Here is a 24,877-nt window from a genome sequence, read left to right as displayed (position 1 = left end):
AAGCCCCAGCTGTGACGCAAGTTCTCCACAAACCCGTTGGCCACATGCGCCGCACACGTAAGATAAAGCCCGTGACTAGCGAACAGACAACGACATTTGACCTTTCGGCATCCTTCAAGGCCTACGACGTACGTGGGATTGTGGGCGAGTCGATCACCGCCGAAATCGTCGAAGCCGTGGGGGCCGCGTTCGTGGATGTCCTGCAGCTCGAAGGCCAGACCATCGTGGTGGGCGGGGACATGCGTCCTTCCTCCCCCGAATTCTCCAAGGCGTTCGCCAACGGGGCGGCAGCCCGCGGCGCCAACGTGGAGCTGCTGGACCTGATCTCCACCGATGAGCTCTACTTTGCCTGCGGATTCCTCAACCGCGCCGGGGCCACCTTCACCGCCAGCCACAACCCCGCCGAGTACAACGGCATCAAGATGGCGAAGGCGGGCGCCGTCCCCATTTCCTCCGAAACCGGCCTCAAGGAGATCCAGGCCCTCGCGGAGCAGTACCTGAACTCCGGCTCCATTCCCGCAACCGGCACCAGGGGCCTCATCAGCGTCCGCGACGTGCTCAAGGACTACTCCGAGTACCTCCGCAAGCTCGTCGACCTCTCCGCCTCCCGCCCCCTGAAAGTCGTGGTGGACGCAGGCAACGGCATGGCCGGCCTGACTACCCCGGCGGTCCTGGGTGACGCGCTGCTGCCCAAGCTGCCCTTCGACATCGTTCCGCTGTACTTCGAACTGGACGGCTCCTTCCCCAACCACCCGGCCAACCCGCTGGAGCCGGAAAACCTCCGCGACCTGCAGGCCGCTGTGATCGAGCACGGGGCGGACATCGGCCTTGCCTTCGACGGCGACGCCGACCGCTGCTTCGTCATTGACGAGAAGGGCGAGCCCGTCTCACCGTCGGCCATTACCGGCATGGTGGCCCGCCGCGAAATCGCCCGCGCCAAGGCCCAGGGTGAGGAAACGCCCAGCATCATCCACAACTTGCTCACCTCCCGCGCCGTCGCGGAACTGGTGGAGCACGACGGCGGACGCGCGGTCCGCACGCGGGTGGGCCACTCCTTCATCAAGGCAGTCATGGCCAAGGAAGGCGCCGTGTTCGGAGGCGAGCACTCCGCGCACTTCTACTTCCGCGACTTCTGGAACGCTGACACCGGCATGCTGGCCGCCATGCACGTCCTGGCGGCGCTGGGCGAGCAGGACGGCCCGCTTTCCGACCTGGCCCGGGAATACGAGCCCTACGTCAGCTCCGGCGAGATCAACTCCGAGGTGGAGGACAAGCCGGCAGCGGTGGAGCGCGTGCGCCAGGCGTTCGCGGACGAGGACCTCACCATCGACAACCTGGACGGCAGCACGTTCACGGCGAACGACGGCAGCTACTGGTTCAACCTGCGCCCGTCCAACACCGAACCGTTCCTGCGGCTCAACGCCGAGGCCACGGACCGGGCCACCATGGAACGCGTCCGCGACCGCGTCCTTTCGCTGGTGCGGGCCTAGCACCGGATGGCTGACCATACCGGGCAGGACAGCTGGCGCGATTCCGTCTCCGAAGCCACGGCAACGGACCTGGAGAACCTCCTGGGCACGGGCGTCAGCGCGGCCCAGGAGCAGCTCCAGCGCAACGGCGGTTTCCTGCCCTTTGCGTTGACCGTCCAGAACGACGGCGAGGTGCGGCTGGTTGCCGTCTCTCCCGCAGATGCCGGAGAGGGCAGCGGCGCGGACTTCGACGCCGACGCCATGATCAGCGACCTGCAGGCCCTCCTCCGCCAGAACCGGGACGACTTCCGCGCCGCCGCCGTGGTGTGCGACATCCTGCTGGTGGAGGAGGATTCGGACGCCATCCACGTGGCTGCTGAACACCGGGATGGTTCCCTCTTCGCCGCGGTGCTCCCCTACTCGGCCAACGCAACCACCCAGTCCTGGGAATTCGGCGAGCTCGGTGCAGACGCCAGCGAGCCCGTCATCTGGGTGGACTAGACCGGACTTGCTGCCATGAAGATCAATGCCTTCGCTGACGTGAGCCTGCGGGCACTCATGGTGCTCGCAGCGGTTCCGGACGGCACGCTGCTCACCACCCAGAGCATCGCGGACTCGGTGGGGACACCGTACAACCACGTGAGCAAGGCCATGGCCAGGCTGCGGACCATGGGCCTGATCGAGGTAGTGCGCGGCCGGTCCGGCGGTTCGCGGCTCAGCCATGCGGGACGCATCGCCACGGTAGGCCAGATCCTGCGGCAGCTTGATAGCCGCACGGATCCCGCGGACTGCGTGTCTCCCGCCGGCAACTGTCCCCTGATCAACGAGTGCAGGCTGCGTGGCGCCCTGGCCCGTGCGCGGGAAGCTTTTTACGCCGAGCTTGATTCCGTGGTGATCGGGGACCTTCCCCAGGCCCGGCAGATGGCGCCGGTCTTCCAAATGATCGGCCTCCGCCCGGGCCTCTGAGTGCACCTATCCGGTTGCCCGCTCCCGGTTTGATTTCAAACTTCTACAAGGTGTAGAACTGAGGCAGAAATACTCGCATTTCAAATATGAGTTTTCATCCGGCCGGACGAAGGCCCCGGCCATAATCTCAGGAGTACAGATGCTCTCGGACAAGTCCCGCCCCGTCATTGAGGCCACCCTGCCGCTGGTCGGCTCCAGGATCGGATCCATCACCCCCAACTTCTACGCCCGCCTTTTCGCGGCGCACCCCGAATTGATGGATGGATTGTTCAGCCGCTCCAACCAGCGCTCCGGCAACCAGCAGCAGGCCCTGGCCGGGAGCATCGCCGCTTTCGCCACCCACCTGGTGAACAACCCGGGCACCCTGCCGGAGACGGTCCTTTCCCGCATCGCCCACCGCCACGCCTCCCTTGGCATCACCGAGCCGCAGTACCAGGTGGTCTACGAGCACCTGTTCGGCGCCATCGCCGAGGACCTGGCCGAGGTCATCACGCCCGAGATCGCCGAGGCCTGGACCGAGGTGTACTGGCTGATGGCCGATGCCCTGATCAAGCTCGAGAAGGGCCTTTACGCAGCCCAGGCCAATGACAAGATGTGGATGCCGTGGCGCGTGGCGGCCAAGACCCCCGCAGGAACCGGGTCCATGACCTTCACCCTGGAGCCCACGGATGACACCCCCGTCACCCCGGCTCTTCCCGGACAGTACATCAGCGTCAAGGCTGCCGTTGCGGACGGCCTGCGCCAGGTCCGCCAGTACTCCCTTTCCGGCGATGCGGGCACCAGCCGCACCTTCACCACCAAGCTGGACGACGGCGGCGAGGTCTCCCCCGTGCTGCACAACACTGTCCAGGTGGGCGACGTCGTCGAGATCTCCAACCCCTACGGCGAGATCACACTCAAGGAGGGCGACGGCCCCGTGGTCCTGGCCTCCGCCGGCATCGGCTGCACCCCCACCGCCTCCATCCTCCGTTCCCTCGCGGAGTCGGGCTCCGACCGCCAGGTCCTGGTGCTCCATGCCGAAAGCACCCTGGACAGCTGGGCCCTGCGCAGCCAGATGACGGACGACGTCGAACGCCTCGACGGTGCCGAACTGCAGCTCTGGCTGGAGAAGCCGGTGGACGGCGCCAAGCAGGGATTCATGACGCTGCGGGAAGTGGACCTCCCGGCCGACGCCTCCCTGTACCTCTGCGGCCCGCTGCCGTTCATGAAGAACATCCGCAACGAGGCCATCAACGCCGGGATCCCCGCGACCCGGATCCACTACGAGGTCTTCGGCCCGGACATCTGGCTCGCCAGCTGATTTCCGCCGCACTTCGTGAACGACGGCGGCCCCGCACCTTTTCGAAAAGGTGCGGGGCCGCCGTCGTTGGTTTAGCCAAAGGTTAGTGCTTGGCCATCCGCTCCTTGAGGGAATCAAGCTCGGAGCGCAGGGCCTCAGGCAGCGAGTCGCCGAACTTGGCGTACCACTCCTCGATGGAGGCAAGCTCCGTGTCCCACTCCCCGCGGTCAACGCGGACGGCGTCCTCCACGTGGGCGTGGGTCAGGTCCAGGCCGGTGAGGTCCAGCGAGTGCCCGGCAGGAACGTATCCAATCGGGGTTTCCACGGCGTCGGCCTTGCCCTCAATGCGCTCGATGGCCCACTTGAGGACGCGGGCGTTGTCGCCGAAGCCGGGCCACGCGAAGCCGCCGTCAGCCGTGCGGCGGAACCAGTTCACCAGGAAGATGTGCGGCAGGCGTTCGGGGTTGGCCTTTCCGGAGACGCTGATCCAGTGCTTCAGGTAGTCACCGGCGTCGTAGCCGATGAACGGCAGCATGGCCATCGGGTCGCGGCGGAGCACGCCGACCTGCCCGGCCGCAGCGGCCGTCGTCTCGGAGGACAGGGTGGAACCCATGAAAATGCCGTTGGTCCAGCTGCGCGCCTGAGTGACCAGCGGAACGGTGGTCTTGCGGCGTCCGCCGAAGAGGATGGCTGACAGCTCCACGCCTTCGGGGCTGTAGTACTCCTCAGCCAGCATGTCGATCTGCGAGATCGGGGTGCAGAACCGGGAGTTCGGGTGCGCAGCGGGCTTGTCCGAGTCCGGCGTCCAGGAGTTGCCCTCCCAGTCGGTCAGGTGCGCGGGCACTTCGTCCGTCATTCCCTCCCACCAGACACCGCCGTCGTCGGTCAATGCCACGTTGGTGAAGATGCTGTGGCCCTTGGCAATGGCGCGCATGGCGTTGGGGTTGGTGCCCCAGCCGGTGCCGGGGGCCACGCCGAAGAGGCCGGCCTCCGGGTTGGTGGCGCGAAGTTCGCCTTCCTTGCCGATGCGCATCCAGGTGATGTCATCGCCCAGGGTTTCGACTTCCCAGCCTTCGATGGTGGGGTCGAGCAGGGCGAGGTTGGTCTTGCCGCAGGCGGAGGGGAAGGCTGCGGAGACGTAGTAGGTCTTCCGCTCGGGGGAGGTCAGCTTGAGGATGAGCATGTGCTCGGCCAGCCAGCCTTCGTCGCGTGCCATGACCGAGGCGATGCGCAGGGCGTAGCACTTCTTTCCGAGCAGGGCGTTGCCGCCGTATCCGGAGCCAAAGGACCAGATGGACCGCTCTTCGGGGAAGTGGACAATCCACTTGTCCGGGTTGCAGGGCCATGCCACGTCTTCCTGGCCCGGCGCCAGGGGGGCACCCAGGGAGTGCAGGGCCGGAACGAAGAAGGCGTTGGTCGCGGTGATCTTGTCCAGCACTGCGGTGCCGATGTTGGCCATGATGCGCATGGACGCAACGACATAGGCGCTGTCCGTGATTTCGACGCCGAACTTGGGGTCCTCGGCGTCGAGGTGCCCCATGACGAAGGGGATGACGTACATGGTGCGGCCGCGCATGGAACCGGCGAACAGGCCGCGCAGCTTGTCCTTCATCTCCCGCGGGTCCATCCAGTTGTTGGTGAAGCCGGCGTCCCGCTCGTTTTCGGAGCAGATGAAGGTCTGCTCCTCAACGCGGGCTACGTCGGCAGGGTCGGAGAACGCGGCGAAGGAATTCGGAAACAGGTCCTGGTTGAGCCTGGTCAGGGTGCCGGCAGCAACAAGCTCGTCCGTGAGGCGGGTGTTTTCCTCCTCGGAGCCGTCAACCCAGTAGATGCGGTCCGGCTGCGTAAGCTCAGCAACCTCTTCGACCCATGCCAGCAGGCCGGCATGTGTGGTGGGTGCTTTCTCAAGCAGCGGCTTCTGCGCCAGATCGCCCATTGCAGTTCCCTTCCTCGGGTTCATCGGTGTGTCCTAAATGCTATGGTCCGGACCAGTGGAGTTTTTGGGGAGCTTGACTGACATATCCGGTCACCGAAAGTGAATTCCGCGGGAAATCAAGGAATTGTTGCCGCAGAAACGCCGATTAAGTGACAAAGGTCACCTAGACCGGTCTAGTCGTACAGATTACAGCCGCTTCGATTTGGCATCAGGCTCCGCCTCGCGTAAAGTAATTCGAGGTTCGGGGAGAGCGGTTCTTCTCCCGGGACACGGAATGCGCCCATAGCTCAGCTGGATAGAGCGTCTGTCTACGGAACAGAAGGTCAGGGGTTCGAATCCCTTTGGGCGCACCAACAAGGTCCGCACCGGTTCGCCGGTGCGGACCTTTTTTGTGCTGTCAGGCCGGCCGTCCCCGGCTAGGCTTTGGTCATGAATCCCGAGGCCGTTCGGCGCGAATTTGATGTTGTTGTTATCGGCGCAGGCGCCGTAGGGGAAAACGTGGCCGACCGCGTGGTCCAGGGCGGCCTGACGGCCGTGCTCGTGGAAGCGGAACTGGTGGGCGGCGAATGCTCCTACTGGGCGTGCATGCCATCGAAGGCACTCCTCCGGCCCGGTACTGCGCTCCATGGGGCACAGACCACCCCCGGCGCCAAGGAGGCGGTCACCCGAACCCTGGATGCCGCCGCCGTCCTGGAGCGCCGCAACTACTTCACCTCCAACTGGCAGGATGACAGCCAGGTTTCGTGGGTCAAGGACACCGGCATCGAACTGGTGCGCGGGCACGCATGGCTGACCGGGCCCAAGGCCGTCGAGGTGGCCGGCCTGGACGGCACGCAGCACCTGCTGCGGGCGCGGCATGCCGTGGTCCTTGCCACGGGCTCCACTCCCAATATGCCGCCCATTGATGGACTGCAGGATGTGCAAGTCTGGGGAACGCGCGAAGCAACGTCGGCCAGCGAGGTCCCCGACCGGCTGACGGTCTTGGGCGGGGGTGTGGCCGGAGCAGAGCTGGCCCAGGCCTTCGCCCGGCTTGGTTCAAGCGTTACCCTGGTGGCGCGCAGCGCGCTGCTGGGCACTTTTCCGGAAGAGGCCGCGGCGCTGGTCGCCTCGGGACTGAGGGCGGACGGCGTCGAACTCCGGCTGCACACCGCCACGGAGCGGATCAGCGGGAACGACGACGGAACCCTCACCGTAAGCCTCGGCGACGGAACCACCGTCACCTCGGACAAGGTCCTGGTCTCCACTGGCCGCCACCCGGCACTGGAGGGCCTGGGCCTGGAAAGCGTGGGTTTCGAGCCCGATGAATCAGGCCACCTGTCCCTGTCAACGGACGCCTCGGGCCTGGTCCGCGAAGCACCGGGCGACGATCCCTGGCTCTACGCCGTGGGTGACGCCGCCGGCAAGAACCTCTTCACCCACCAGGGCAAATACGAGGCCCGCGCCACGGGCGACGCCATTGCCGCCCGGGCCAGGGGTGAGCTGAAGGGAACCCCGGACGACTGGAGCCGCTACGCCCAGACGGCCAACCAGCATGCCGTGCCCAGTGTGGTCTTCACGGACCCCGAGCTGGCCGGCGTGGGACGCACCCTGAAGGCGGCCAGGAAGGACGGATACAACGCCTCGTCCGTGGAGCTGCCCATCCAGGTTGCCGGATCCTCCCTCCACTCCGAGAACTACGACGGCTGGGCACAACTGGTGGTTGACGAAGACAGGAAGGTTCTGCTCGGCGCAACGTTCGCCGGCCCGGATGTGGCCGAGCTGCTGCACGCCGCCACCATTGCGGTGGTGGGTGAGGTGCCGCTGGACCGCCTTTGGCACGCAGTCCCTTCCTACCCCACCATCAGTGAGGTGTGGCTCCGCCTCTTGGAAAAGTACGGGCTCTGAGTTCTATTTGAACTGACCAGTCAGTTCGGTTAGCCTTGATGCGGACTTCTTCTGCGAAAGGCAATCCTTGCTCTCAGCACATCAGCTCCAGGCCAAAGGACGCCGGGACCCGCTGCTTCCCCCCACCTCACTGGGGGTGGCGCGCGGCGAACTGCTGCTCGTGACCGGCGACAGGCAGGACCAACGCACCGCGTTGTCCCTGCTGCTCAGTGGCAGGATGAGGGCAGCCGCCGGACAGCTCAGCTGGGACGGCGGTTCCCGCACCAAACAGCTCCGCCTCGCCGCTGCCCTGGTGGACTCCCCGGGTGTCAACGAACCCGAGGAGCACCTCAGCGTCCGCGACCTGGTGACCGAGGACCTTGCCCTGATACCCCGCCGTTACCGGGGAGCGTTGCTCAGCGGCCCCTGGCTCAAGGTCAACCGCTTCGAGGACATCGCGGGCCTGTGGACGGAGCAGCTGGAACCCGGGCGGCGGCTTGAACTGCTGACCGCGCTGGCGCTGGCCAACCCCCGCACGGACCTGCTGGTGGTTGACTCGCCGGACCGCCACAGCGCCGATGAACTCACCTGGCTGCCGCGCCTCCAGGAGTTGGCGTACGACGCCGGCCGGCCGCTCGCCGTCGTGGCGGCAGTCAGTGCCGTCCCCGCCTCATGGAACGGCCCGGTGGCCGGGATCGGCAATGCCGCACCCGAGCCTGCCTCCGCCACCCCCGCCGCCAAACACACCGCGGAGGCCGTGCTGGAACCGGAAGACCAGGAAACCAAACTCGAAACTGAGGTTGCCAAGTGACTGTCCTGCGGCTGGCCCGCTCCGAACTGAAGCGCATGACCGGTGGGCTCCTGCCCAAGCTGACCATCCTGGCGCTGACCATGGTCCCGTTGCTCTACGGCGCCGTCTACCTGTACGCCAACTGGGATCCCTATGGCCACCTCAACAACCTGGATGCTGCCCTGGTGGTGGAGGACTCCGGCGCCACCAACGCCGACGGTACGCGCCTTGAGGCCGGGACAAAGGTGGCGGACAGCCTGGTGGAGGGCAACGTGTTCCACTGGGTTCCGGTGGAAAGCTCGGCGGAAGCCGATGCCGGCGTCAGCAGCGGCCAGTACGCCTTCGCGCTGAAGATCCCGAAGGACTTCTCCGCCAACCTGGTCTCCCCCGGCAGCTTTGACTCAGCCAGCCAGGCCATGCTGAACGTGACCACGAACGATGCCAACAACTACCTCCTGAGCACCATCGTGGACAAGCTGACCACTGCCGTGCACACCACGGTGGCCAAGGAAGTGGGCGAGGAAACCGCCAACCAGCTGCTCACCGGGTTCGGCACCATCCACTCCAAGATGGTGCAGGCGGCGGACGGCGCTTCCCAGCTGGCCGACGGCGTAGCCACGCTCCGGGACGGAACGGTCACCCTCCACGAGGGGACCTCAGCCCTGAGCAGCGGCGCGGACCAGTTGTACGCCGGCCAGCTCAAGCTGCGGGACGGCGCCAACCAGCTGACCGACGGCGCGGGGCAGCTCAGCAGCGGCCTGGCAGTCCTCAAGGACAAGACAGCCACCCTGCCCACCGATACCCAGACCCTTGCTTCCGGCGCCGCCCAGGTTGCCGCCGGGAACGCACAGCTGAACACCAAGGTGCAGGACGTGGCGGCCCAGCTGGAGGCGGTAGACCAGGGCATCCGCAACCGCGTGGTGGAGTCCAACAGCAGGCTCGTCGCGTCAGGCGTCCTCACCCAGGAGCAGGCGGACAAAGTGCTGGCCGATTTCGATGCCACCGCCGCGGCCAGCCCGATGGCAGCTGCCAAGGGCAAAATCCAGGCGGATGCTGCCCAGGTCCAGCAGCTGGCCAACGGATCCGAGGCCGTGAGTGTCGGCGCAGCCCAGCTCGCAGCCGGGATGCCGGAACTCAAGGGTGCCATCGCACAGGCCTCGGCAGGGGCTGACCAGCTGCACACGGGCGCCGCCGCGCTCGCAGCCGGTGAGCAGTCCGCCGTCGACGGCGCCGCCGGCCTTGCCGCCGGAGCGCGGAAGGTTGACGCCGGGGCCGCCCAGCTCTCGGACGGCGCGGGACAGGCCGCCACAGGTTCACGCACCCTCTCCGATGAGATCGGCAAGGGCGCCGGACAGGTCCCCAACCCCGATGACGCGCAGAAGAGCAACCTGTCCCAGGTGATGGCGGATCCCGTGGCGGTCAGTAACGTCTCGCAGGCCAAGGCCGGATCGTACGGCGCAGGGCTGGCACCGTTCTTCCTCACGCTCGCCATGTGGATCGGGATCTTCATGCTGGTCCAGGCCATGCGGCCCATTACGCAACGGGCACTGGCCTCCAACGCGCCGTCATGGAAGATCGCCCTGGGCGGCTGGCTGCCCTTCTTCCTGGTCTCGGTGGTGCAGGCGTCCCTGTTGACCCTGGTGGCTGACCTCGCGCTGGGGCTCAATCCCGCCCACCCGGTCCTGATGTGGCTGCTGATGCTGGCCGCCGCCATGGCGTTCAGCGCTCTCATCCAGGGCATCGTGGCGCTGCTGGGGTCCCCCGGCAAGCTGGTGGTGCTCATCCTGCTGGTCCTGCAGCTGGTGTCATCCGGGGGCACGTTCCCTTGGCAAACCACCCCCGAGCCGCTGCATGTGGTGCACCAGGTCCTGCCCATGGGATACGTGGTGACCGGAATGCGGCACCTGGTCTACGGCGGGGACCTGTCCATGATTGTCCCCACCTTCGTGGGCCTGCTGGGCTACACGGTGCTGGGCGCGGCCATGTCCACGCTCGCGGTGCGGAAGAACAAGTACTGGACGCTCAAGACCCTGAAGCCGGAGATCGCGGTATGACCACCGAACCCACGTCCGCGGGCAAGGGGCTGCGGCCCGCACGGACCAACGCCACCCGCCAGAAGCTCTTCGACGCCTCCATGGAGCTGATCGGCGAGCGCGGGGCCGCCAGTGTCACCGTGGATGAGATCGCGGCAGCCGCCGGGGTTTCCAAGGGCACCGTCTATTACAACTTCGGCAGCAAGTCGGAGCTCATCGCGCAGCTCCTGCGGCACGGCGTGGACATCCTCAAGGCACGGCTGCTCGAGGCCGCCAACGGCGGAGCAACGGGCCGCGACCCGTTGCTCGCCATGGAAGCGATGATCGGCCAGGCCATGGACTTCATGGCGGAGTACCCGTCCTTCGCGCGTCTGTGGGTCAGCGAAAACTGGCGGATTCCCAGCGAATGGCAGGGTACGTTTTCCGTCCTGCGCGGGGAGCTCCTGGAAGTCATCGGCCAGGCCGTGGAGAAGGTGGCTGAGGCTTACCCGGTGGACAATTCCGTGTCGAGGGGAAGCCTGGAAACGGCGATCTTCGGTGCGTGCTTTGTGGTGGGCCTGGACCGGCAGACGTACAACCCCGAGCGCACCCGGGACCAAAGCGTTGCAGCAATCATGGCCATCATGCGCGGCTACGTCCTGAAGGGGTCAGCTCCTCAGGGATGATGGAGCACATGCGCCATACGGGGAAAAGCGGAAAGTTCGCGGTGATCTGCGGCGTCGTTGCTGCAGGACTGCTGGTGCTCACGGCCATGACCCTCGCAGAGCCGGTGTTCCTCGCGTTCCTGGGCGTCCTGGGGCTGGCCTACCTGGCCGCTGTCGCCGAGGTCCTGGTGAGGCGGCGGCGCTTTGCCCTGTTTGCGGCCGGCGCCGGGACCGCGCTTGCCCTTGGCTTTTCGCTGGCGTTCCTCAGCACATGGGAGCTGGCGTTCGACGGCCAGTCCTCCTTCCTGGGAACCCCGCTGCCCACCGACGACCCCGACAACTACTTCATCGGCGCTGCGGGCGCCCTGGCGGCCACGTTCGGGGTCCTCTTCCTGGGTGCCCTGTGGCCGGGGAAGAGACGGACGACGGCGGCGCGCAGGCCGGCACCACGGCAGGCGGCACAACGCGCGTCATCACAGCGGACTGGCCCGGCTACGGCACGCAGCCAGCAGGCGGCCCCATCCCGCGCTGCTGGCCGCACGTCCGGCGGCCAGGCATCCCCCGTTCAGCGAACGTCGGCTCCCCGAACCCCCGCCCGGGGGACGTCCTCCGCAGCCCGGCGTCCGTCGTCGTCCGCCCCGCCTTCGCCCAGGCCGGCACCCAGGTCCGGCAACGGCCCGCTCCCCCGCCGCTGACGCCGCCCGCGTGCCCGGGTGAGCACCGCCGTCGCCACGCCGCCCAACAGGAGCATTCCGCCCGCCAGCTCCGTTGGAGACGGCACCTCCGCGAGGACCAGCCACGCAGCGCTCATTCCCACTACCGGGACCAGCAGGGTGAACGGAACAACGGCCGACGACGGGTGGGTGGCCAGGAGCCGGTTCCAGATTCCGTAGCCCACCAGTGAGGCGAAAACGGCGGTGTACAGGGCACTGAGCATGGTGGGTGCCTGAAGAGAGGACAGTGACTGCCAGACGGTTTCCGGCCCGTCCACCAGCACCGACAGCGCTGCCAGCGGAAGCGGAACCACGGCACCGGACCACACCACCAGCCCCAGGCCCGAGGCTGCCCTGGCTTTCCGGGCAATGACGTTCCCGGCGGCCCAGGACAGCGCCGCGGCCAGGACGATGACCAGCGGCAGCAGGGGCGCCACGGCGCTGCGTCCCACCGCCACGAGGGCGAGCCCGGCCACGCCGAGCGCCACCCCCGCCAGCTGGCGCCGGCTGGGCCGCTCACCGAGGAACGCCGCGGCGAGCAGGACGGTCAGCAGCACCTGCGCCTGCAGGACCAGGGATGCGAGGCCGGCCGGCATGCCCAGCGCCATGGCCAGGTAAAGGAGGCCGAACTGGCCGGCACTCATGAACAGTCCGACGCCAATGATGGCCTTCCAGGACACCGTGGGCTTCCGCACAAAGAAGATCCACGGGACGACCACCAGGACAAAGCGCATGGCCACGAACAGCAGCGGGGGGAAGTTTTGGCCGCCGGCGTGGAGCCCAATGTCGATGGCCACGAAGTTCAGGCCCCACAGCAGGGCCACGACGACGGCAAGAAGGGAATCGCGGAGGTTCACGCTCCTACTGTGGCAGAGCACCGGATGAAGCACCAGCGTCTAATTCAGCAATCAATCATGTACCTTTGCTTCATGATTGACATCGGGTCGCTGCGCGCCCTCGCGGCCATTGAGCAGCATGGCACAGTCATTGCCGCCGCAGAGGCGATGGGGTTCAGCCCGTCGGCTGTTTCCCAGCAGGTGAAGAAGCTGGAGAAGGAGGGCGGCTTCGCGGTCCTGGAGCGCCGCGGCCGCGGCGTCCTGCTGACCGAGCGCGGGCTGGCCCTGGCAGCTTACGGCCGGCGCATCCTGGCCGAGCTCGAGGAGCTTGAGTCCACGCTCCTGGCGGATCCGGCCAAGCCCACGGGCAGCCTCCGCGTGGTTTCTTTCTCCACTGCCGTCAGGGGGCTGGTGGGACCACTGCTGGCGCAGATCGGGCAGTCGGGGGCCGCACTTGATCTTTCCGTGCTGGCCGAGGACCCACGCGAGGCCGTGGCCCGGGTTGCCAACGGCGAGGCGGACCTGGGCCTGGTGCACAACTGGAACTCGGTGCCGCTGGTGATCCCGGAGCACCTGACGCTGGAGTGGCTCTGCGAGGACGTGGCGGACGTCCTGGTGCACAACAGTCATCCGCTCGCGCGCCAGGCAGAGGTGGAGCCGGCACAGCTGGTGGACGAACGCTGGATCAGTACGCCCGACGGCGCCATCTGCAACGAAGCGCTCCTGCGGATTTTCGCCGATCTTGGGCGGGTCCCGGACATCAGGGTTTACGACCCCGATTTTGCGACGCACATCGCGTTGGTGGAGCAGGGGGTGGCCGTTGCGCTGGTGCCCCGCCTGGGGCGGCCGGCGCTGCCCTCGGACGTGGTGGCCGTTCCTGTGGTCAACCCCATCCAGGCCCGGCAGGTGGGGCTGGTCCATCGCAGGACCATGACGGCCAGCCCTGGCATCAGGCACGTGGCGGCGCTGCTGCGCGGGATTGCCGGCAGTGGAGCTGCAGCTAGTGGGCCCGGGGAACCGCGAACCGGGTAATCCGGGCGTCCTGGCCGTCGAGTTCCGCCCACGGCTTCTCCGTCTCCAGGACGGTGAGCGCATTGGTGGGGAAACGGGTGGCGGCGTCCATGTAGGCGTCGTGGTCGGAATCCCGTGAGGCGAGGTGCATGGCCAGGTCCTGTACGCCCGGCAGGTGCGCGATCAGCATCAGCGTGGTCACGGTGTCCGGCACGTGGTTGACCACTGTCAGCATCCGTAGGGCCGAGGCCGCGTACAGGCCGTCTTCGAGTTTGGGCGTGGGGGCCTTGTCGCCGAGTTCAGAGCACACCCAGGTGCACGTTTGCCGGGTGCGCAGGGCACTGGAGCACAGAATGAAGTCCGGGACGATGTTGTTCTTGAGCAGCCAGCGCCCGGCCAGCGGCGCTTCCCGGTGTCCGCGTTCCTCCAGCGGCCGCTCGTGGTCAGCCACGCCGCCGGGCCAGTCAGCCTTGGCATGGCGCATGATCACAAGGCGTCGAACGTGGTGCGAACTCATGGCCCAAGCCTAGCTGGCGGGAACATTCAGAAGCAGCGTCACGCAGGGCACGCTTTCAAGAACCGACAAGGGGACAATGCCTGTGAAATCAGGGGACCGCCACAGGCAAGAGCCCTAAAACGTGCCCACAGTGACGCCAGGACCGACCAGCCCGACAGGAGCAGGTCGCCTTCGCGCGAAAGAGAGTTAGATCGAGTACTCCGGAGCGGCCCAGACAACAACCTCAGGGTGCTCGTAGAACCGGTAGCCCTGGCCACGTACGGTGCGGACCGTGTTGGCGAGGCGGCCGAGCTTGGAGCGGAGGCGGCGGATGTGGACGTCGATGGTGCGCTCGTTGGGCACTTCTTCGGCGTTGCGCCACAGCCCCTCGAGGAGCTCGTCACGGCCCACGGTACGGGTGCCGTTTTCGACGAGGTAGTTGAGGAGCTCAAATTCCTTGAACGTGAGGTTCAGGGATTCACCGTCGAGGTGGACTTCGCGGCGGGCAAGGTCAATCAGCACACCGGAGGGACGCGGTTCCTGCGGCTGGGCAGGGCGCGGGGTTTCGGTGCGCTGGCGGGAGTTGACCGTGGGGTCGCCAAAGGTGGAGCGGACGACGTCGAGCGCGGAACCGGGGGTGCCGGCCGGCGCGACCGCCACGGCAGCGTAGCTTTCGGCACCGGAGACGAGCGACTGGGCGTAGGCGCGGATTTCCTGCGCGAGCTTGGCGATGGAGGTGCCGGCCGCCGCCGCGGTCTCCTCATCGATGCCCATGTAGAGGACGAACCCGCGGGCAACGTTGTCGTTGGCTACCGGGCGGACCTGGTTTGCACCGGGCACCACAGGGGTAGGGGCAGTAACGGGAGCAGACTCGGCGGGATGCACGGCGCGAAGCTGACCGTAGGAATTCGGGTTGTAACCCTGCGGGGCGAAGCCCTGGGCAGGGAAGCTGCTTCCGGATGCGGAGGGAGCAAGCGAAGGACGCGGGCCGAAGCCGGGGCGAAGGCCGGTGGCCTGGCCGGCCTTGGCGGCGTTACGGACAGAGATGTGGACGTATCCGGATGCAACTGACATGAATGCTTACCTCAATGTGAAATGGCCGGCTCCGCGGCTCGAATGCTGGTTTCCCCGTCACGCGGACCGGGGAGGGACGCCCGACGCTGGGCTTGGGGGCGAATGCCTAAGAACTTCGGTGGGTGGGAAGGTCAGGCGTGCATTCGACAACAGCGCATGTCGGCAGCAGCGGATGTGCTGGGCCAATATTCTGCGGCTGCAGGTGCTGTTGAGTTCTTGTTCACATTGGAAGTGTGCCGCGTAACAATGCCAACTTGCAAGTAACAATGGACCGAATCGTCCGCATCGTGAGACAAATCCAGGAATTGTGCTGCATGTCACTATTTCGGAAGCGGGGATGAATTGGGACGCTCGAATCGGCAAAACGCCAAAATTCGGCCCTCTGCAGAAGAATCTTCGCCAGTTTGGCAGATTACCGAATGTGTCCGAAATTCAACCGTTTGACGTGGAATCGGCCCCCGACCTCTGCGGCGTGTCCAACCGGAGTCCTGCCCCCAGCAGATTTTTTTGCCCGCGAAGGCCGCTGAGCCGGAGGCAGGACAGTCCGACCATCGTTCGGGCCGCCGTCAGTTACTGCTGCTTCCCTGGTTGGGGGTGCTTGCGGTGGTGGCTGCAGCCAGTTGGATGGTCTCGGCAGTATAGGTTTCCGCGTCCTTTAGGGCGGTCACCCGGACGCTGGCGCCGGAGGTCACATTGGAGAAGCTGAGTGTGGTGCCGGTGGAACCTCCGCCTCGCTGCCGCATCCCCTGCGTCACCTCGACGTCGGAGCCCACGGCGTAGGTCCGGGAAAATCCGTCCTCACTCTTTACGGTCATGGACGTGCCGGAGATTTCCGTGACGGTGCCTGCCTGCCCCGCCATGGTGACGTAGCCGGAGCCCTGGAGGACCACGTATTCGGAGTGGACGGCGGCGTTGAGTCCTGCCGGCCCCACCCCCAGGCCACCCGGTCCGCCGTCCATTGACATGCCGCCGTCCATGCCGCCTGCCATGCCGCCACCCATGCCGCTTTGGCCGTCCGGACCGGTTACGCCGCTCTGGCTCCCGGGACCGACCTGGCCCATGGCACCCGCGCCCTGGCCATTGGTCGCTGAAGCCGTTCCGCTCCCGTTTCCGGCAGCGTAGGCGCCGGCACCGGCTGCCGCGGCCACCACCACCGCAACGCCACCCACCAGGAGGCCCTTCTTCGCGGTCCAGTTCCCTTTCCCTCCCCGGGTCGAATCAGTGGGTGCGTACTGCTGGGGTGCGCCCCATCCCATGCCGGAGCCGGGCACCTGGCCCTGCGCCGTCGTCGTACCCCACCCCGCAGAAGGCGAACCCGGAACGGGGGCGCCCCAGCCCTGGGCAGGCTGCTCCTGCTGCGGCTGGTCCCGCGACGCCTGCTCCCGTCCTGCCGGCTCCTGGCCCGGGCCGGGATGGCCTGCCTGGGCATTCCATCCCTGCGCGGCACCGTCGCGGCCGGCACCATCTGCCGTGCCTTCCCACACCGGGGCCGGCTGGCCCTGTTGCTTTCGGCCTTCTGCGGACGGGTTCGCCTGACGGTTGTGGCTTGATGCCCCGGGGTAGGCGTTGTCGTGCTGTTCCATGGTTTTCTCCAAGAAGTCGTAGCTGTTGGTGGTGCTGTTGTCCCAACAGGCTGTGCCGCTTTGCTGTGCAGGGGCTGTGCGGCGGACCAAGCCTGCCTGTGACCTGCCAGGGCAACAAGCCAGGCCGCCACCTCACGGGAGTCACAGGTGGCTAGGCTGGAGCTCACAGCCGGAACACAGCAACGTCAAAGCATCGGCAAACCGACAGATCGGAGAGTTGTCCCATGGCATCCCCGCACCCCATGACCAACAACCTTCCCCAGCTCACCCACCCGGACGGTTCCCCGATCCGCGCCCTGGTGGTGGATGACGAGCCCAGCCTGTCGGAACTGATGAGCATGGGCCTGCGCATGGCAGGCTGGTCCGTAGCCGTGGCCGGCGACGGGCCCACTGCCGTGAAGCTCGCCAAGGACTTCCACCCGGACGTCCTGGTGCTCGATGTCATGCTGCCAGGGTTCGACGGCGTGGAGCTGCTGGGCAGGATCCGCGCCTTCACGCCGGAGGTGCCCGCGCTTTTCCTGACGGCCAAGGACGACGTCCAGGACCGCATCGTGGGGCTGGCCGCCGGCGGGGACGACTATGTCACCAAGCCCTTCAGCATGGAGGAAGTCCTGCTCCGCCTGCACCGCCTGGTCCAGCGTTCCGGGGTGGCCGCCATGGACACCGCCGAGCTGGTGGTGGGCGACCTGGTGCTCAACGTGGACACCCGGGAAGTCACCCGTGCCGGGGACGACGTCCAGCTGACGGCCACACAGTTCGAACTCCTCCGCTACCTGATGGAAAACCCAAAACGCGTGGTCAGCAAAGCCCAGATCCTTGACCACGTGTGGGATTACGATTTCGGTGGCCAGGCAAACATCGTGGAACTGTACATCTCCTACCTGCGCAAGAAGATCGAAGCGAACCATCCGCCGATGATCCATACCGTGCGCGGGGCGGGCTACGTCATCAAGCCCGCAGACTAGCCGGGGACACGCATGTCATCGCTTTCCGGTGTCCCCCGGCCTGCCGGCCGCTCCTGGTTCAACCCCTCAACCTGGCACCTCCGCACCCGCCTGATCCTGCTCTCCATGGCCCTCCTGGTGGCAATTTCCAGTGCGATCGGCGTGGTCAGCTATGCCTCCATGGATGTGGTCCTCACCAACCAGCTGGACGCCCAGCTGAAGCTGGCGTCCCGCGGCCGGCCGCCGGAAGGCAACCCGTCCGGCCGTCCCGACCCCCTCGACGCACGCGGACAAAGCGTGGGAACGCTCAATGCAAGGGTGGTGGGCGGACAGGTCAGCCGGGAAGCCGGATTCCTTTCCTCGGACGCCACCCGCACAGCCCTGACCGCACGGGACGCGGCCACCCTGCAGGCGCTCCCCCACGACGGCATGCCGGTGGACCGCGAGCTGTCCAACGGCGACTACCGGCTGATGGCAACCGAAACCCCGTACGGCGATGTGGTGATCACCGGCCTGCCACTGGCAACGAAACAAAGCACCGAGGCCTCGCTGGTCCTGACGATGGTGCTGGTTTCGCTGGGCGGCCTGGTCCTGATCGGGTTGGCCGGCACTGCCCTGATCCGCCGGACCATGCGGCCGCTGGAACAGTTGTCCGACGTCGCCACCAAAGTGTCCAAGCTCCCCCTGGACGCCGGTGAGGTTGCGCTCGCTGTCCGGGTGCCGCCCTCTGCGGCGCATCCCACCACCGAGGTGGGCAGCGTGGGCCACGCCCTGAACCTGATGCTGGACAACGTCTCCAGTGCGCTGGAGGCACGCCAGCGGAGCGAGACGAAGGTGCGCCAGTTTGTTGCCGACGCGTCCCATGAACTTCGAACACCGCTGACCGCTATCCGCGGGTACACCGAGCTGATGCGCATGACTGAACCCTTGACCGAGGACGGCCAGAAGTCGCTGGGCCGTGTTCAAAGCCAGTCGGAGCGCATGACAGCGCTGGTGGAGGACCTGTTGCTGCTGGCACGGCTGGACGAGGGCAAGGCAACCGAAGCCACCGACGTGGACCTGACCCAACTGGTGGTGGAAACCGTCAGCGACGAAAAGGTCATGGCCCCGGACCACACGTGGCAGCTGCAGTTGCCCGACGAACCCGTCACGGTCCGCGGGGACACCACCCAGCTCCACCAGGTGCTGGCCAACCTGCTCTCCAACGCCCGGAAGCACACCCCGGCCGGCACAACCGTGACCACCGGCGTGATGCGCTCGGCCGACGGCAGCGTGGTGGTTACGGTTACCGACGACGGGCCCGGCATCCCGGCCGAATTCCAGGGCAGTATTTTCTCGCGCTTCACCCGGGCCGACGCCGCCCGTTCCGGCTCGGAAGGCTCCGGCTCCGAGGGTTCTTCGGGCCTCGGGCTGTCCATCGTCGAATCGATTGTCATGGCCCACGGCGGCACCGTGGAACTGGTATCACGGCCGGGCAGGACCGAGTTCGCGGTCCGCCTTCCGGCGGCCGGACCCGCGCAGCCCTGAAGCGCCACGACTTACACAGCCGCGTCACAGGTTGTGCCTAAAGCCTTCAAATCAGGCAGCGCCACTCTTGATGCATGACGCTCACCGACCACACTTCAGGAACCCTGCAGGACGCCGCGGTGGCGCCGCCGGGCCTTCCCTCCCCGGGACGTGCCGTACGGCGCGCGCCCGTGGACACCCGCACCGCAGTCCCCGTCCTTGATGTCACCATCCCCGTCTTCAACGAGGAGCGCGACCTTGAGGAATGCCTCCGCAGGCTCCACGGACACCTGCGCGACACCTTCCCGCACAGCTTCCGGATCACCGTGGCGGACAACGCAAGCACGGACGGCACCCTGAAGATCGCCGAACGGCTGGCCCGCGAGTTCCCGGAGGTCGCCGTGGTACACCTCGATGAGAAGGGTCGCGGGAACGCGCTGCGCAAGGTATGGCTCGCGTCCCCGTCGCCGGTCCTGGCCTACATGGACGTGGACCTTTCCACCGACCTGGCAGCCCTGCCCCCGTTGCTGGCACCCCTGATTTCCGGGCACTCCGACCTCGCAATCGGCACCCGGCTGACCCGCAACTCCCGGGTTGTCCGCGGACCCAAGCGGGAGTTCATCTCGCGCAGCTACAACCTGATGCTCCACTCGCTGATGGCTGCCCGGTTCAGTGACGCCCAGTGCGGATTCAAAGCAATCCGTGCCGACGTCGCGCAGCAGATCCTCCCCTACACCGTTGACAATTCCTGGTTCTTCGACACCGAGCTCCTGGTCCTGGCTGAGCGCTGCGGCCTGCGCGTCCACGAAGTTCCCGTGGACTGGGTCGACGATCCCGACTCCAGTGTGGACGTGGTCCGCACAGCGCTGGCCGACGTCCGTGGAATGGCCCGGCTCACCCGCGACCTGGTCTACGGGCGCATCCCGGTTCCGGAACTGCGCGCCGCCCTTGCCAGAGGCCCGCTCCCGGCGTCGTCCCGGGCTGGCGAACAGACCCGCGGCAGCAGCCTGTTCGGCCAGCTGGTCCGGTTCGCCGCCATCGGCGCCGCCTCAACGCTGGCCTACCTGCTGATCTTCCTGTTCTGCCGGGGCTTCATGGATCCGCAGCTGGCCAACTTCCTTGCCCTGCTGGTCACGGCCGTGGCCAATACCGGGGCCAACCGGCGCTTCACGTTCGGGATCCAGGGCGGAAACCCGGTCCGGCACCATTTTGAGGGGCTGATCGTGTTCGGCATCGGCCTGGTGCTCACCTCCGGGGCGCTCGCCCTGGTCCACCGGACCACGACGCCCGACCGGTGGATGGAAGTCCTCACCGTGGTGGCGGCGAACCTGGCTGCCACGGCAGTGCGGTTCCTGCTGTTCCGGCTCTGGGTCTTCCGGGGAGCCGGCACCAACAAGACAACCCACGCCACCACCTCCACAGAAACGGGTGCACCATGACCTCCACCATCTCACCGGCAGGCACCGGCTCAACTGCCACACCGCGGCCCGCAAACGCCGGCGGCCCGGCCTCTGCCGCGGGAGCTTCACAACCCGCCCCGCGCTGGGTGCGTCCCTCGGCCGCCGCGCTCCTGGTGGCCACGGCGGTCCTGTACCTGTGGAACCTTGCCGCCACCGGCTACGGGAACTCGTTCTACGCCGCGGCCATCCAGGCGGGTACCAAGGACTGGACCGCGTTCCTCTTCGGATCGCTCGACGCCGGAAACGCCATCACGGTTGACAAGCCCCCGGCGGCACTGTGGATTCCAGCCCTGGCGGGCCGCATTTTCGGATTCTCGTCCCTCAGCATGCTGGTGCCCGAGGCACTCGTGGGCGTGGCCGCCGTCGGCGTCCTCTACCTGGCGGTCAAGAGGGTCTCAGGACCGGCCGCAGGCCTGCTGGCCGGCGCCGCGCTGGCGCTGACGCCAGTGGCTGCGCTCATGTTCAAGTTCAACAACCCCGACGCCATGCTCACCCTGTGCCTGGTGCTGGCGGCATACTTCACCATCCGGGCCACCGAACGGGCGGGCTGGAAGTGGCTTGTTGCGGCTGGAGCCGTGATCGGCCTGGCTTTCCTCACCAAGATGCTGCAGGGCTTCCTGGTCGTTCCGGCGCTGGGACTGGCCTACCTGTGGGCAGCCCCCACCTCGATCGGTCGCCGGCTGGTGCACCTCATGGGCGCGCTGGGAGGCATCATCGTGGTTGCCGGCAGCTACATCGCCCTCTTCCAGCTGACACCGGCTTCGGCCCGGCCGTACATGGCCGGCTCCACCACCAACAGCTTCCTGGAGCTGACCTTCGGCTACAACGGCCTGGCCCGCATCACCGGCTCGGGTGAAGGCATGCCCGGCGGCGGAGCGGGCGGTGCGGCCGGCGGTCCCCGCGGCGGTTTCGGCGGGGGCAACAGCGGATTCGGCGGGGCTGCTGGCCTGCTGCGGATGTTCGGGACGAGCTTTGGCGGCGAAGTGTCATGGCTGCTGCCCGCCGCCCTCGTCCTGCTGGCTGCCGGCCTCTGGTTCACCCGGCGGGAAGCCCGCACTTCGATGGGCCGCGCGTCGCTGATCCTGTGGGGCGGCTGGCTCCTGGTCACCGCGGGTGTGTTCAGTTTCATGAGCGGCATTGTCCACCCGTACTACTCCGTGGCGCTGGCACCGGCGATCGCGGCACTGGTGGGAACCGGCGCGGTGGAGCTCTGGCGCGGCCGGGCCTCCTGGCCGGCCAGGATTGTCCTGGCCGCAACCGTCCTGGGCACCTCCATCTGGTCGGCGGTCCTCCTGGGCCGCGACGCGTCCTGGCTCCCCTGGCTGCGCATCGTCGTCATCGTCCTTGGCGTCCTTGCAGCCGCGGGCCTCCTGCTCCGCGTTGACGGCCTTGGCACGGCCGGACGGTTCCGGCGCGCGGGCGCTGCCGCCGTCGTCGTCGTATCCCTCCTGGCCGGAGGAGTCGGGGCGGGTGCCTGGACCGTCGCCACCGCGGCGTCCGCGCATTCGGGTTCCATTCCGACGTCGGGGCCCGCAGGTTCGGCGGCAGGCGGCTTTGGGAACCGGGCAGCTGGTTTCCGCGGCGACCGCACCGGCGGCACGGACACCGCCACCGGAACCGACAGGTTAGACCCCGCTAACGGGTTTGACCCCGCAAACGGAATGGGCGGCGCAGCCGACGGGGCCGGTGGTCCCGGCGGAGCGGGCGGGCCCGGCGAGGGAACGGCCGATGCCGCAGTGACCGCGTTGCTCTCCTCCACCACCACGAAGTGGTCCGCGATCGTCTCCGGCGCCAGCCAGGCAGCCAGCCTGGAACTTGCCACGAACACCAACGTCATCGCGCTCGGCGGGTGGAACGGCGGGGATCCGTACCCCACGCTCGCCCAGTTCCAGGACATGGTATCCAAGGGTGAGATCGGATATTACATCCAGGGCGGCGGCATGGGCGGCGGCATGGGCGGCCGGGGCGGCAACTCGGAGGTGGCCGCCTGGGTGCAGGCCAACTTCCAGGCCCAGACCGTGGGCAATTCCACTGTCTACGACCTGACCAAGTAGCCCGCCATGGCCAGCCACTACCCCAGCTCCATGCCTTCAAGCCCAACAACCGGGTTCACGCGCCCCCTCCTGCCCCGTGCGTCGGGAGGGGGCGGGGCCGCCACGGCCCAGGGGACCCGGCCCGCCAGCCGGCATCGGGATCCCCTGGCCCGCCGGCGGCACCTGGAACTGGCAGCGCTGCTGGCGGGCGCGGCGGTTCTGTACCTCTGGAACCTCGGGGCGTCCGGCTGGGCCAACGCCTTCTACTCCGCTGCCGCCCAGGCCGGCTCACAGGACTGGACTGCCTGGTTCTTCGGTTCCTCTGACGCCGCCAACTCCATCACCGTGGACAAGCCGCCGGCCTCCCTGTGGGTCATGGGGTTGTCGGTCCGGCTCTTTGGGCTGAACCCGTGGAGCATCCTGGTTCCGCAAGCGCTGATGGGCGTTGCCGCCGTCTGGCTGCTCTACCTGTCCGTTCGCCGGGCCGCGGCGCACGCCACCGGAGATGCCACCACCGCCCACCGGGCGGGTTTGCTGGGGGCCGCGGTGTTGGCCCTCACCCCGGTTGCCACACTGATGTTCCGGTTCAACAACCCGGATGCCCTGCTGGTGCTGCTCATGACGGCGGCCGCGTACGCGGTACTCCGCGCGGTCCAGGAGGACCGGCTGCGCTGGCTCCTGCTGGCCGGGGTGTTCCTGGGCTTTGGATTCCTGGCCAAGCAGCTGCAGGTCCTGCTGGTGGTTCCCGGTTTTGCCGTGGCCTACACGGTTGCGGGGCCGGGCAGGCTGGGCCGGCGCGTGCTGCGGCTGGCCGCGGCGGGGGCGGCGATGGTGGTTTCCGCGGGCTGGTGGCTCGTGGCCGTGCAGCTGACGCCGGCCAACATGCGGCCCTACATTGGCGGTTCGCAGGACAACTCCATCCTGGAGCTGACCCTTGGCTACAACGGACTGGGCCGGCTGACGGGCGACGAAACGGGCAGCGTGGGTGGCGGCAACGGCTGGGGCGTTCCCGGCCTGTTCCGGATGTTCAACAATGAGTTCGGTGGCCAGATCGCCTGGCTGCTGCCCTCCGCCCTGATCCTTGCGGCCGGCCTGCTGTGGGTCGGCAGGCGTGCATCGCGGACGGATCCGGTGCGGGCGTCCGTGCTGGTCTGGGGCTCCTGGGTGCTGGTGACCGGCCTGGTGTTCAGCTTCATGGCAGGCATCATCCACCCCTACTACGCGGTGGCGCTGGCGCCGGGCATCGCCGGGCTGACCGGCCTGGGTGCAGGTCTGCTGTGGCAGCGCAGGCAGCAGGCGGCCGCCGCAATCGGGCTCGCGGCTGCAGTGGCCGCGGCAGCCCTGACGGCGTTCTTCCTGCTGGGCACCACCTCGGCCTACGGTCCGTGGCTGCGGTGGGTGGTCCTTGCAGGCGGGCTGGCCGGGGCAGCAGGCGCGGGCTTCAGCCAGTTCCTGGGCATGCGTTCGGTGCAGCGGACGACGGCGGCGCTGGCCATCGCTGCAACGCTCGCCGGGCCGCTGGCCTTCTCCATCTCCACCGCGTCCACAGCGCACAGTGGGGCAATTGTCAGTGCCGGCCCCATTTCCGGATTCGGCGCAGGGCCAGGCGGTGCCCCCGCCGGCGTCCGGAACAGCCGGAACGGCTCCGGCGCGAACAGCACCGGCCCTACAGGTATTGCGGGGCAGGGCAACACAAACCCGGGCAGTACGGCACAGGGCAATACGGGGCAGGGCTTCCGGCAGCCGAATGCCCAGGGCGGCACGGGCTTCGCCGGCGGCCGCGGGGGTGGCGCGGGCGGCCTCCTGGGTGCGCCCACGCCGTCGGCTGATCTGGTCGCCGCGCTCAAGAGCAGCGCCTCGAGTTACACCTGGGCCGCGGCCGTGGTGGGCTCCAACAACGCCGCAGGTTACCAACTGGCAACGGAGCTGCCGGTCATGGCGGTGGGCGGCTTCAACGGTACCGACCCCTCCCCCACGTTGGCGCAGTTCCAGGACCTGGTAGCCCTGGGAGAGATCCATTACTTCATCGGCGGCGGAGCCATGCGCTCCAACAGCGGTTCCGACGCTGCCACCCGGATCGCGGAGTGGGTGGCAGCCAATTTCACGTCGCAGAGCATTGGCGACACTACGGTCTACGAACTGACCGGCCACTAGCGGAGGACGCCCGGGCCCGGGCTGCATGATGGCTTGGCACGCGAGTGCCGGGGCTGCATGGTGCCCGGCACGGCAGGTACCCACCCG

Annotated in this window: 19 protein-coding genes and 1 tRNA gene; 15 read left to right on the top strand and 5 right to left on the bottom strand. The window is 67.5% G+C overall.

The window, feature by feature from the left end; all coding sequences use genetic code 11:
* Positions 1–71: 71 nt before the first annotated feature.
* The 4 genes from VIK36_RS03710 (at position 72) to VIK36_RS03695 (ending at position 3,735) form a co-directional block, all read left to right on the top strand.
* Positions 72–1,490, top strand: a complete 1,419-nt coding sequence (locus tag VIK36_RS03710; protein WP_324644108.1) for a phosphomannomutase/phosphoglucomutase — start codon at positions 72–74, stop codon at positions 1,488–1,490.
* 6 nt (positions 1,491–1,496) lie between these two features.
* Positions 1,497–1,970, top strand: a complete 474-nt coding sequence (locus VIK36_RS03705; protein ID WP_324644107.1) for a hypothetical protein — start codon at positions 1,497–1,499, stop codon at positions 1,968–1,970.
* A 15-nt stretch (positions 1,971–1,985) separates the two neighbouring features.
* Positions 1,986–2,435, top strand: a complete 450-nt coding sequence (locus VIK36_RS03700; protein WP_255174428.1) for an RrF2 family transcriptional regulator — start codon at positions 1,986–1,988, stop codon at positions 2,433–2,435.
* 139 nt (positions 2,436–2,574) lie between these two features.
* On the top strand, positions 2,575–3,735 hold the full coding sequence (locus VIK36_RS03695) for a globin domain-containing protein (RefSeq protein WP_324644106.1): 1,161 nt from the start codon (positions 2,575–2,577) through the stop codon (positions 3,733–3,735).
* Positions 3,736–3,817: 82 nt separating this feature from the next.
* Here VIK36_RS03695 and VIK36_RS03690 read toward each other — a convergent pair whose 3' ends face one another.
* A complete protein-coding gene (locus VIK36_RS03690) occupies positions 3,818–5,650 on the bottom strand; it encodes a phosphoenolpyruvate carboxykinase (GTP) (RefSeq protein ID WP_324644105.1) in 1,833 nt (610 codons plus the stop codon).
* Between the two features lie 276 nt (positions 5,651–5,926).
* Here VIK36_RS03690 and VIK36_RS03685 point away from each other — a divergent pair.
* The 5 genes from VIK36_RS03685 to VIK36_RS03665 all read left to right on the top strand — a co-directional run bounded on the left by VIK36_RS03685 (position 5,927) and on the right by VIK36_RS03665 (position 11,001).
* A tRNA-Arg gene (locus tag VIK36_RS03685) sits at positions 5,927–6,003 on the top strand.
* Between the two features lie 76 nt (positions 6,004–6,079).
* Complete coding sequence (locus tag VIK36_RS03680; RefSeq protein WP_324644104.1) at positions 6,080–7,534, top strand: NAD(P)/FAD-dependent oxidoreductase; 1,455 nt, start codon at positions 6,080–6,082, stop codon at positions 7,532–7,534.
* A gap of 67 nt (positions 7,535–7,601) precedes the next feature.
* Positions 7,602–8,324: an ABC transporter ATP-binding protein gene (locus tag VIK36_RS03675; protein WP_324644103.1), complete on the top strand. Its 723-nt coding sequence runs from the start codon at positions 7,602–7,604 to the stop codon at positions 8,322–8,324.
* On the top strand, positions 8,321–10,357 hold the full coding sequence (locus tag VIK36_RS03670; RefSeq protein WP_324644102.1) for a YhgE/Pip domain-containing protein: 2,037 nt from the start codon (positions 8,321–8,323) through the stop codon (positions 10,355–10,357). The genes VIK36_RS03675 and VIK36_RS03670 overlap by 4 nt, the downstream gene beginning before the upstream one ends.
* Positions 10,354–11,001: a TetR/AcrR family transcriptional regulator gene (locus VIK36_RS03665; RefSeq protein WP_324644101.1), complete on the top strand. Its 648-nt coding sequence runs from the start codon at positions 10,354–10,356 to the stop codon at positions 10,999–11,001. The genes VIK36_RS03670 and VIK36_RS03665 overlap by 4 nt, the downstream gene beginning before the upstream one ends.
* A 544-nt stretch (positions 11,002–11,545) precedes the next feature.
* Here VIK36_RS03665 and VIK36_RS03660 read toward each other — a convergent pair.
* On the bottom strand, positions 11,546–12,550 hold the full coding sequence (locus VIK36_RS03660) for an EamA family transporter (RefSeq protein ID WP_324644100.1): 1,005 nt from the start codon (positions 12,548–12,550) through the stop codon (positions 11,546–11,548).
* Positions 12,551–12,622: 72 nt separating this feature from the next.
* Here VIK36_RS03660 and VIK36_RS03655 point away from each other — a divergent pair, with 72 nt between their 5' ends.
* Positions 12,623–13,561, top strand: a complete 939-nt coding sequence (locus tag VIK36_RS03655) for a LysR family transcriptional regulator (protein ID WP_324644099.1) — start codon at positions 12,623–12,625, stop codon at positions 13,559–13,561.
* Here VIK36_RS03655 and VIK36_RS03650 read toward each other — a convergent pair.
* From VIK36_RS03650 to VIK36_RS03640, 3 genes are all read right to left on the bottom strand, one after another.
* A complete protein-coding gene (locus tag VIK36_RS03650) occupies positions 13,530–14,057 on the bottom strand; it encodes a SixA phosphatase family protein (protein WP_324644098.1) in 528 nt (175 codons plus the stop codon). The genes VIK36_RS03655 and VIK36_RS03650 overlap by 32 nt on opposite strands.
* Before the next feature lie 186 nt (positions 14,058–14,243).
* Entirely contained in the window at positions 14,244–15,110 is an 867-nt protein-coding gene (locus tag VIK36_RS03645) for a winged helix-turn-helix domain-containing protein (RefSeq protein ID WP_159632957.1), read from the bottom strand.
* A 566-nt stretch (positions 15,111–15,676) separates the two neighbouring features.
* Entirely contained in the window at positions 15,677–16,693 is a 1,017-nt protein-coding gene (locus VIK36_RS03640) for a hypothetical protein (protein ID WP_324644097.1), read from the bottom strand.
* 224 nt (positions 16,694–16,917) lie between these two features.
* On the opposite strand from VIK36_RS03640, the gene VIK36_RS03635 reads away from it, so the two are divergent.
* The 5 genes from VIK36_RS03635 (at position 16,918) to VIK36_RS03615 (ending at position 24,790) form a co-directional block, all read left to right on the top strand.
* Positions 16,918–17,658 carry a response regulator transcription factor gene (locus VIK36_RS03635; RefSeq protein ID WP_324644096.1) on the top strand — a complete coding sequence of 247 codons (741 nt, stop codon included), beginning with the start codon at positions 16,918–16,920 and terminating at the stop codon, positions 17,656–17,658.
* A 12-nt stretch (positions 17,659–17,670) separates the two neighbouring features.
* Entirely contained in the window at positions 17,671–19,164 is a 1,494-nt protein-coding gene (locus VIK36_RS03630) for a HAMP domain-containing sensor histidine kinase (protein WP_324644095.1), read from the top strand.
* A gap of 74 nt (positions 19,165–19,238) precedes the next feature.
* Entirely contained in the window at positions 19,239–20,582 is a 1,344-nt protein-coding gene (locus VIK36_RS03625) for a bifunctional glycosyltransferase family 2/GtrA family protein (protein WP_324644094.1), read from the top strand.
* Positions 20,579–22,657 (top strand): glycosyltransferase family 39 protein, encoded by a 2,079-nt coding sequence (locus VIK36_RS03620; RefSeq protein ID WP_324644093.1) that lies wholly within the window; start codon positions 20,579–20,581, stop codon positions 22,655–22,657. Before VIK36_RS03625 ends, VIK36_RS03620 begins: the two co-directional genes overlap by 4 nt.
* 6 nt (positions 22,658–22,663) lie before the next feature.
* Positions 22,664–24,790 (top strand): glycosyltransferase family 39 protein, encoded by a 2,127-nt coding sequence (locus VIK36_RS03615; protein ID WP_324644092.1) that lies wholly within the window; start codon positions 22,664–22,666, stop codon positions 24,788–24,790.
* Positions 24,791–24,877 lie beyond the last annotated feature (87 nt).

Source organism: Pseudarthrobacter sp. LT1, assembly GCF_035621795.1.
Lineage (GTDB): Bacteria > Actinomycetota > Actinomycetes > Actinomycetales > Micrococcaceae > Arthrobacter.
This window is presented reverse-complemented; position numbering and strand designations above follow the sequence as displayed.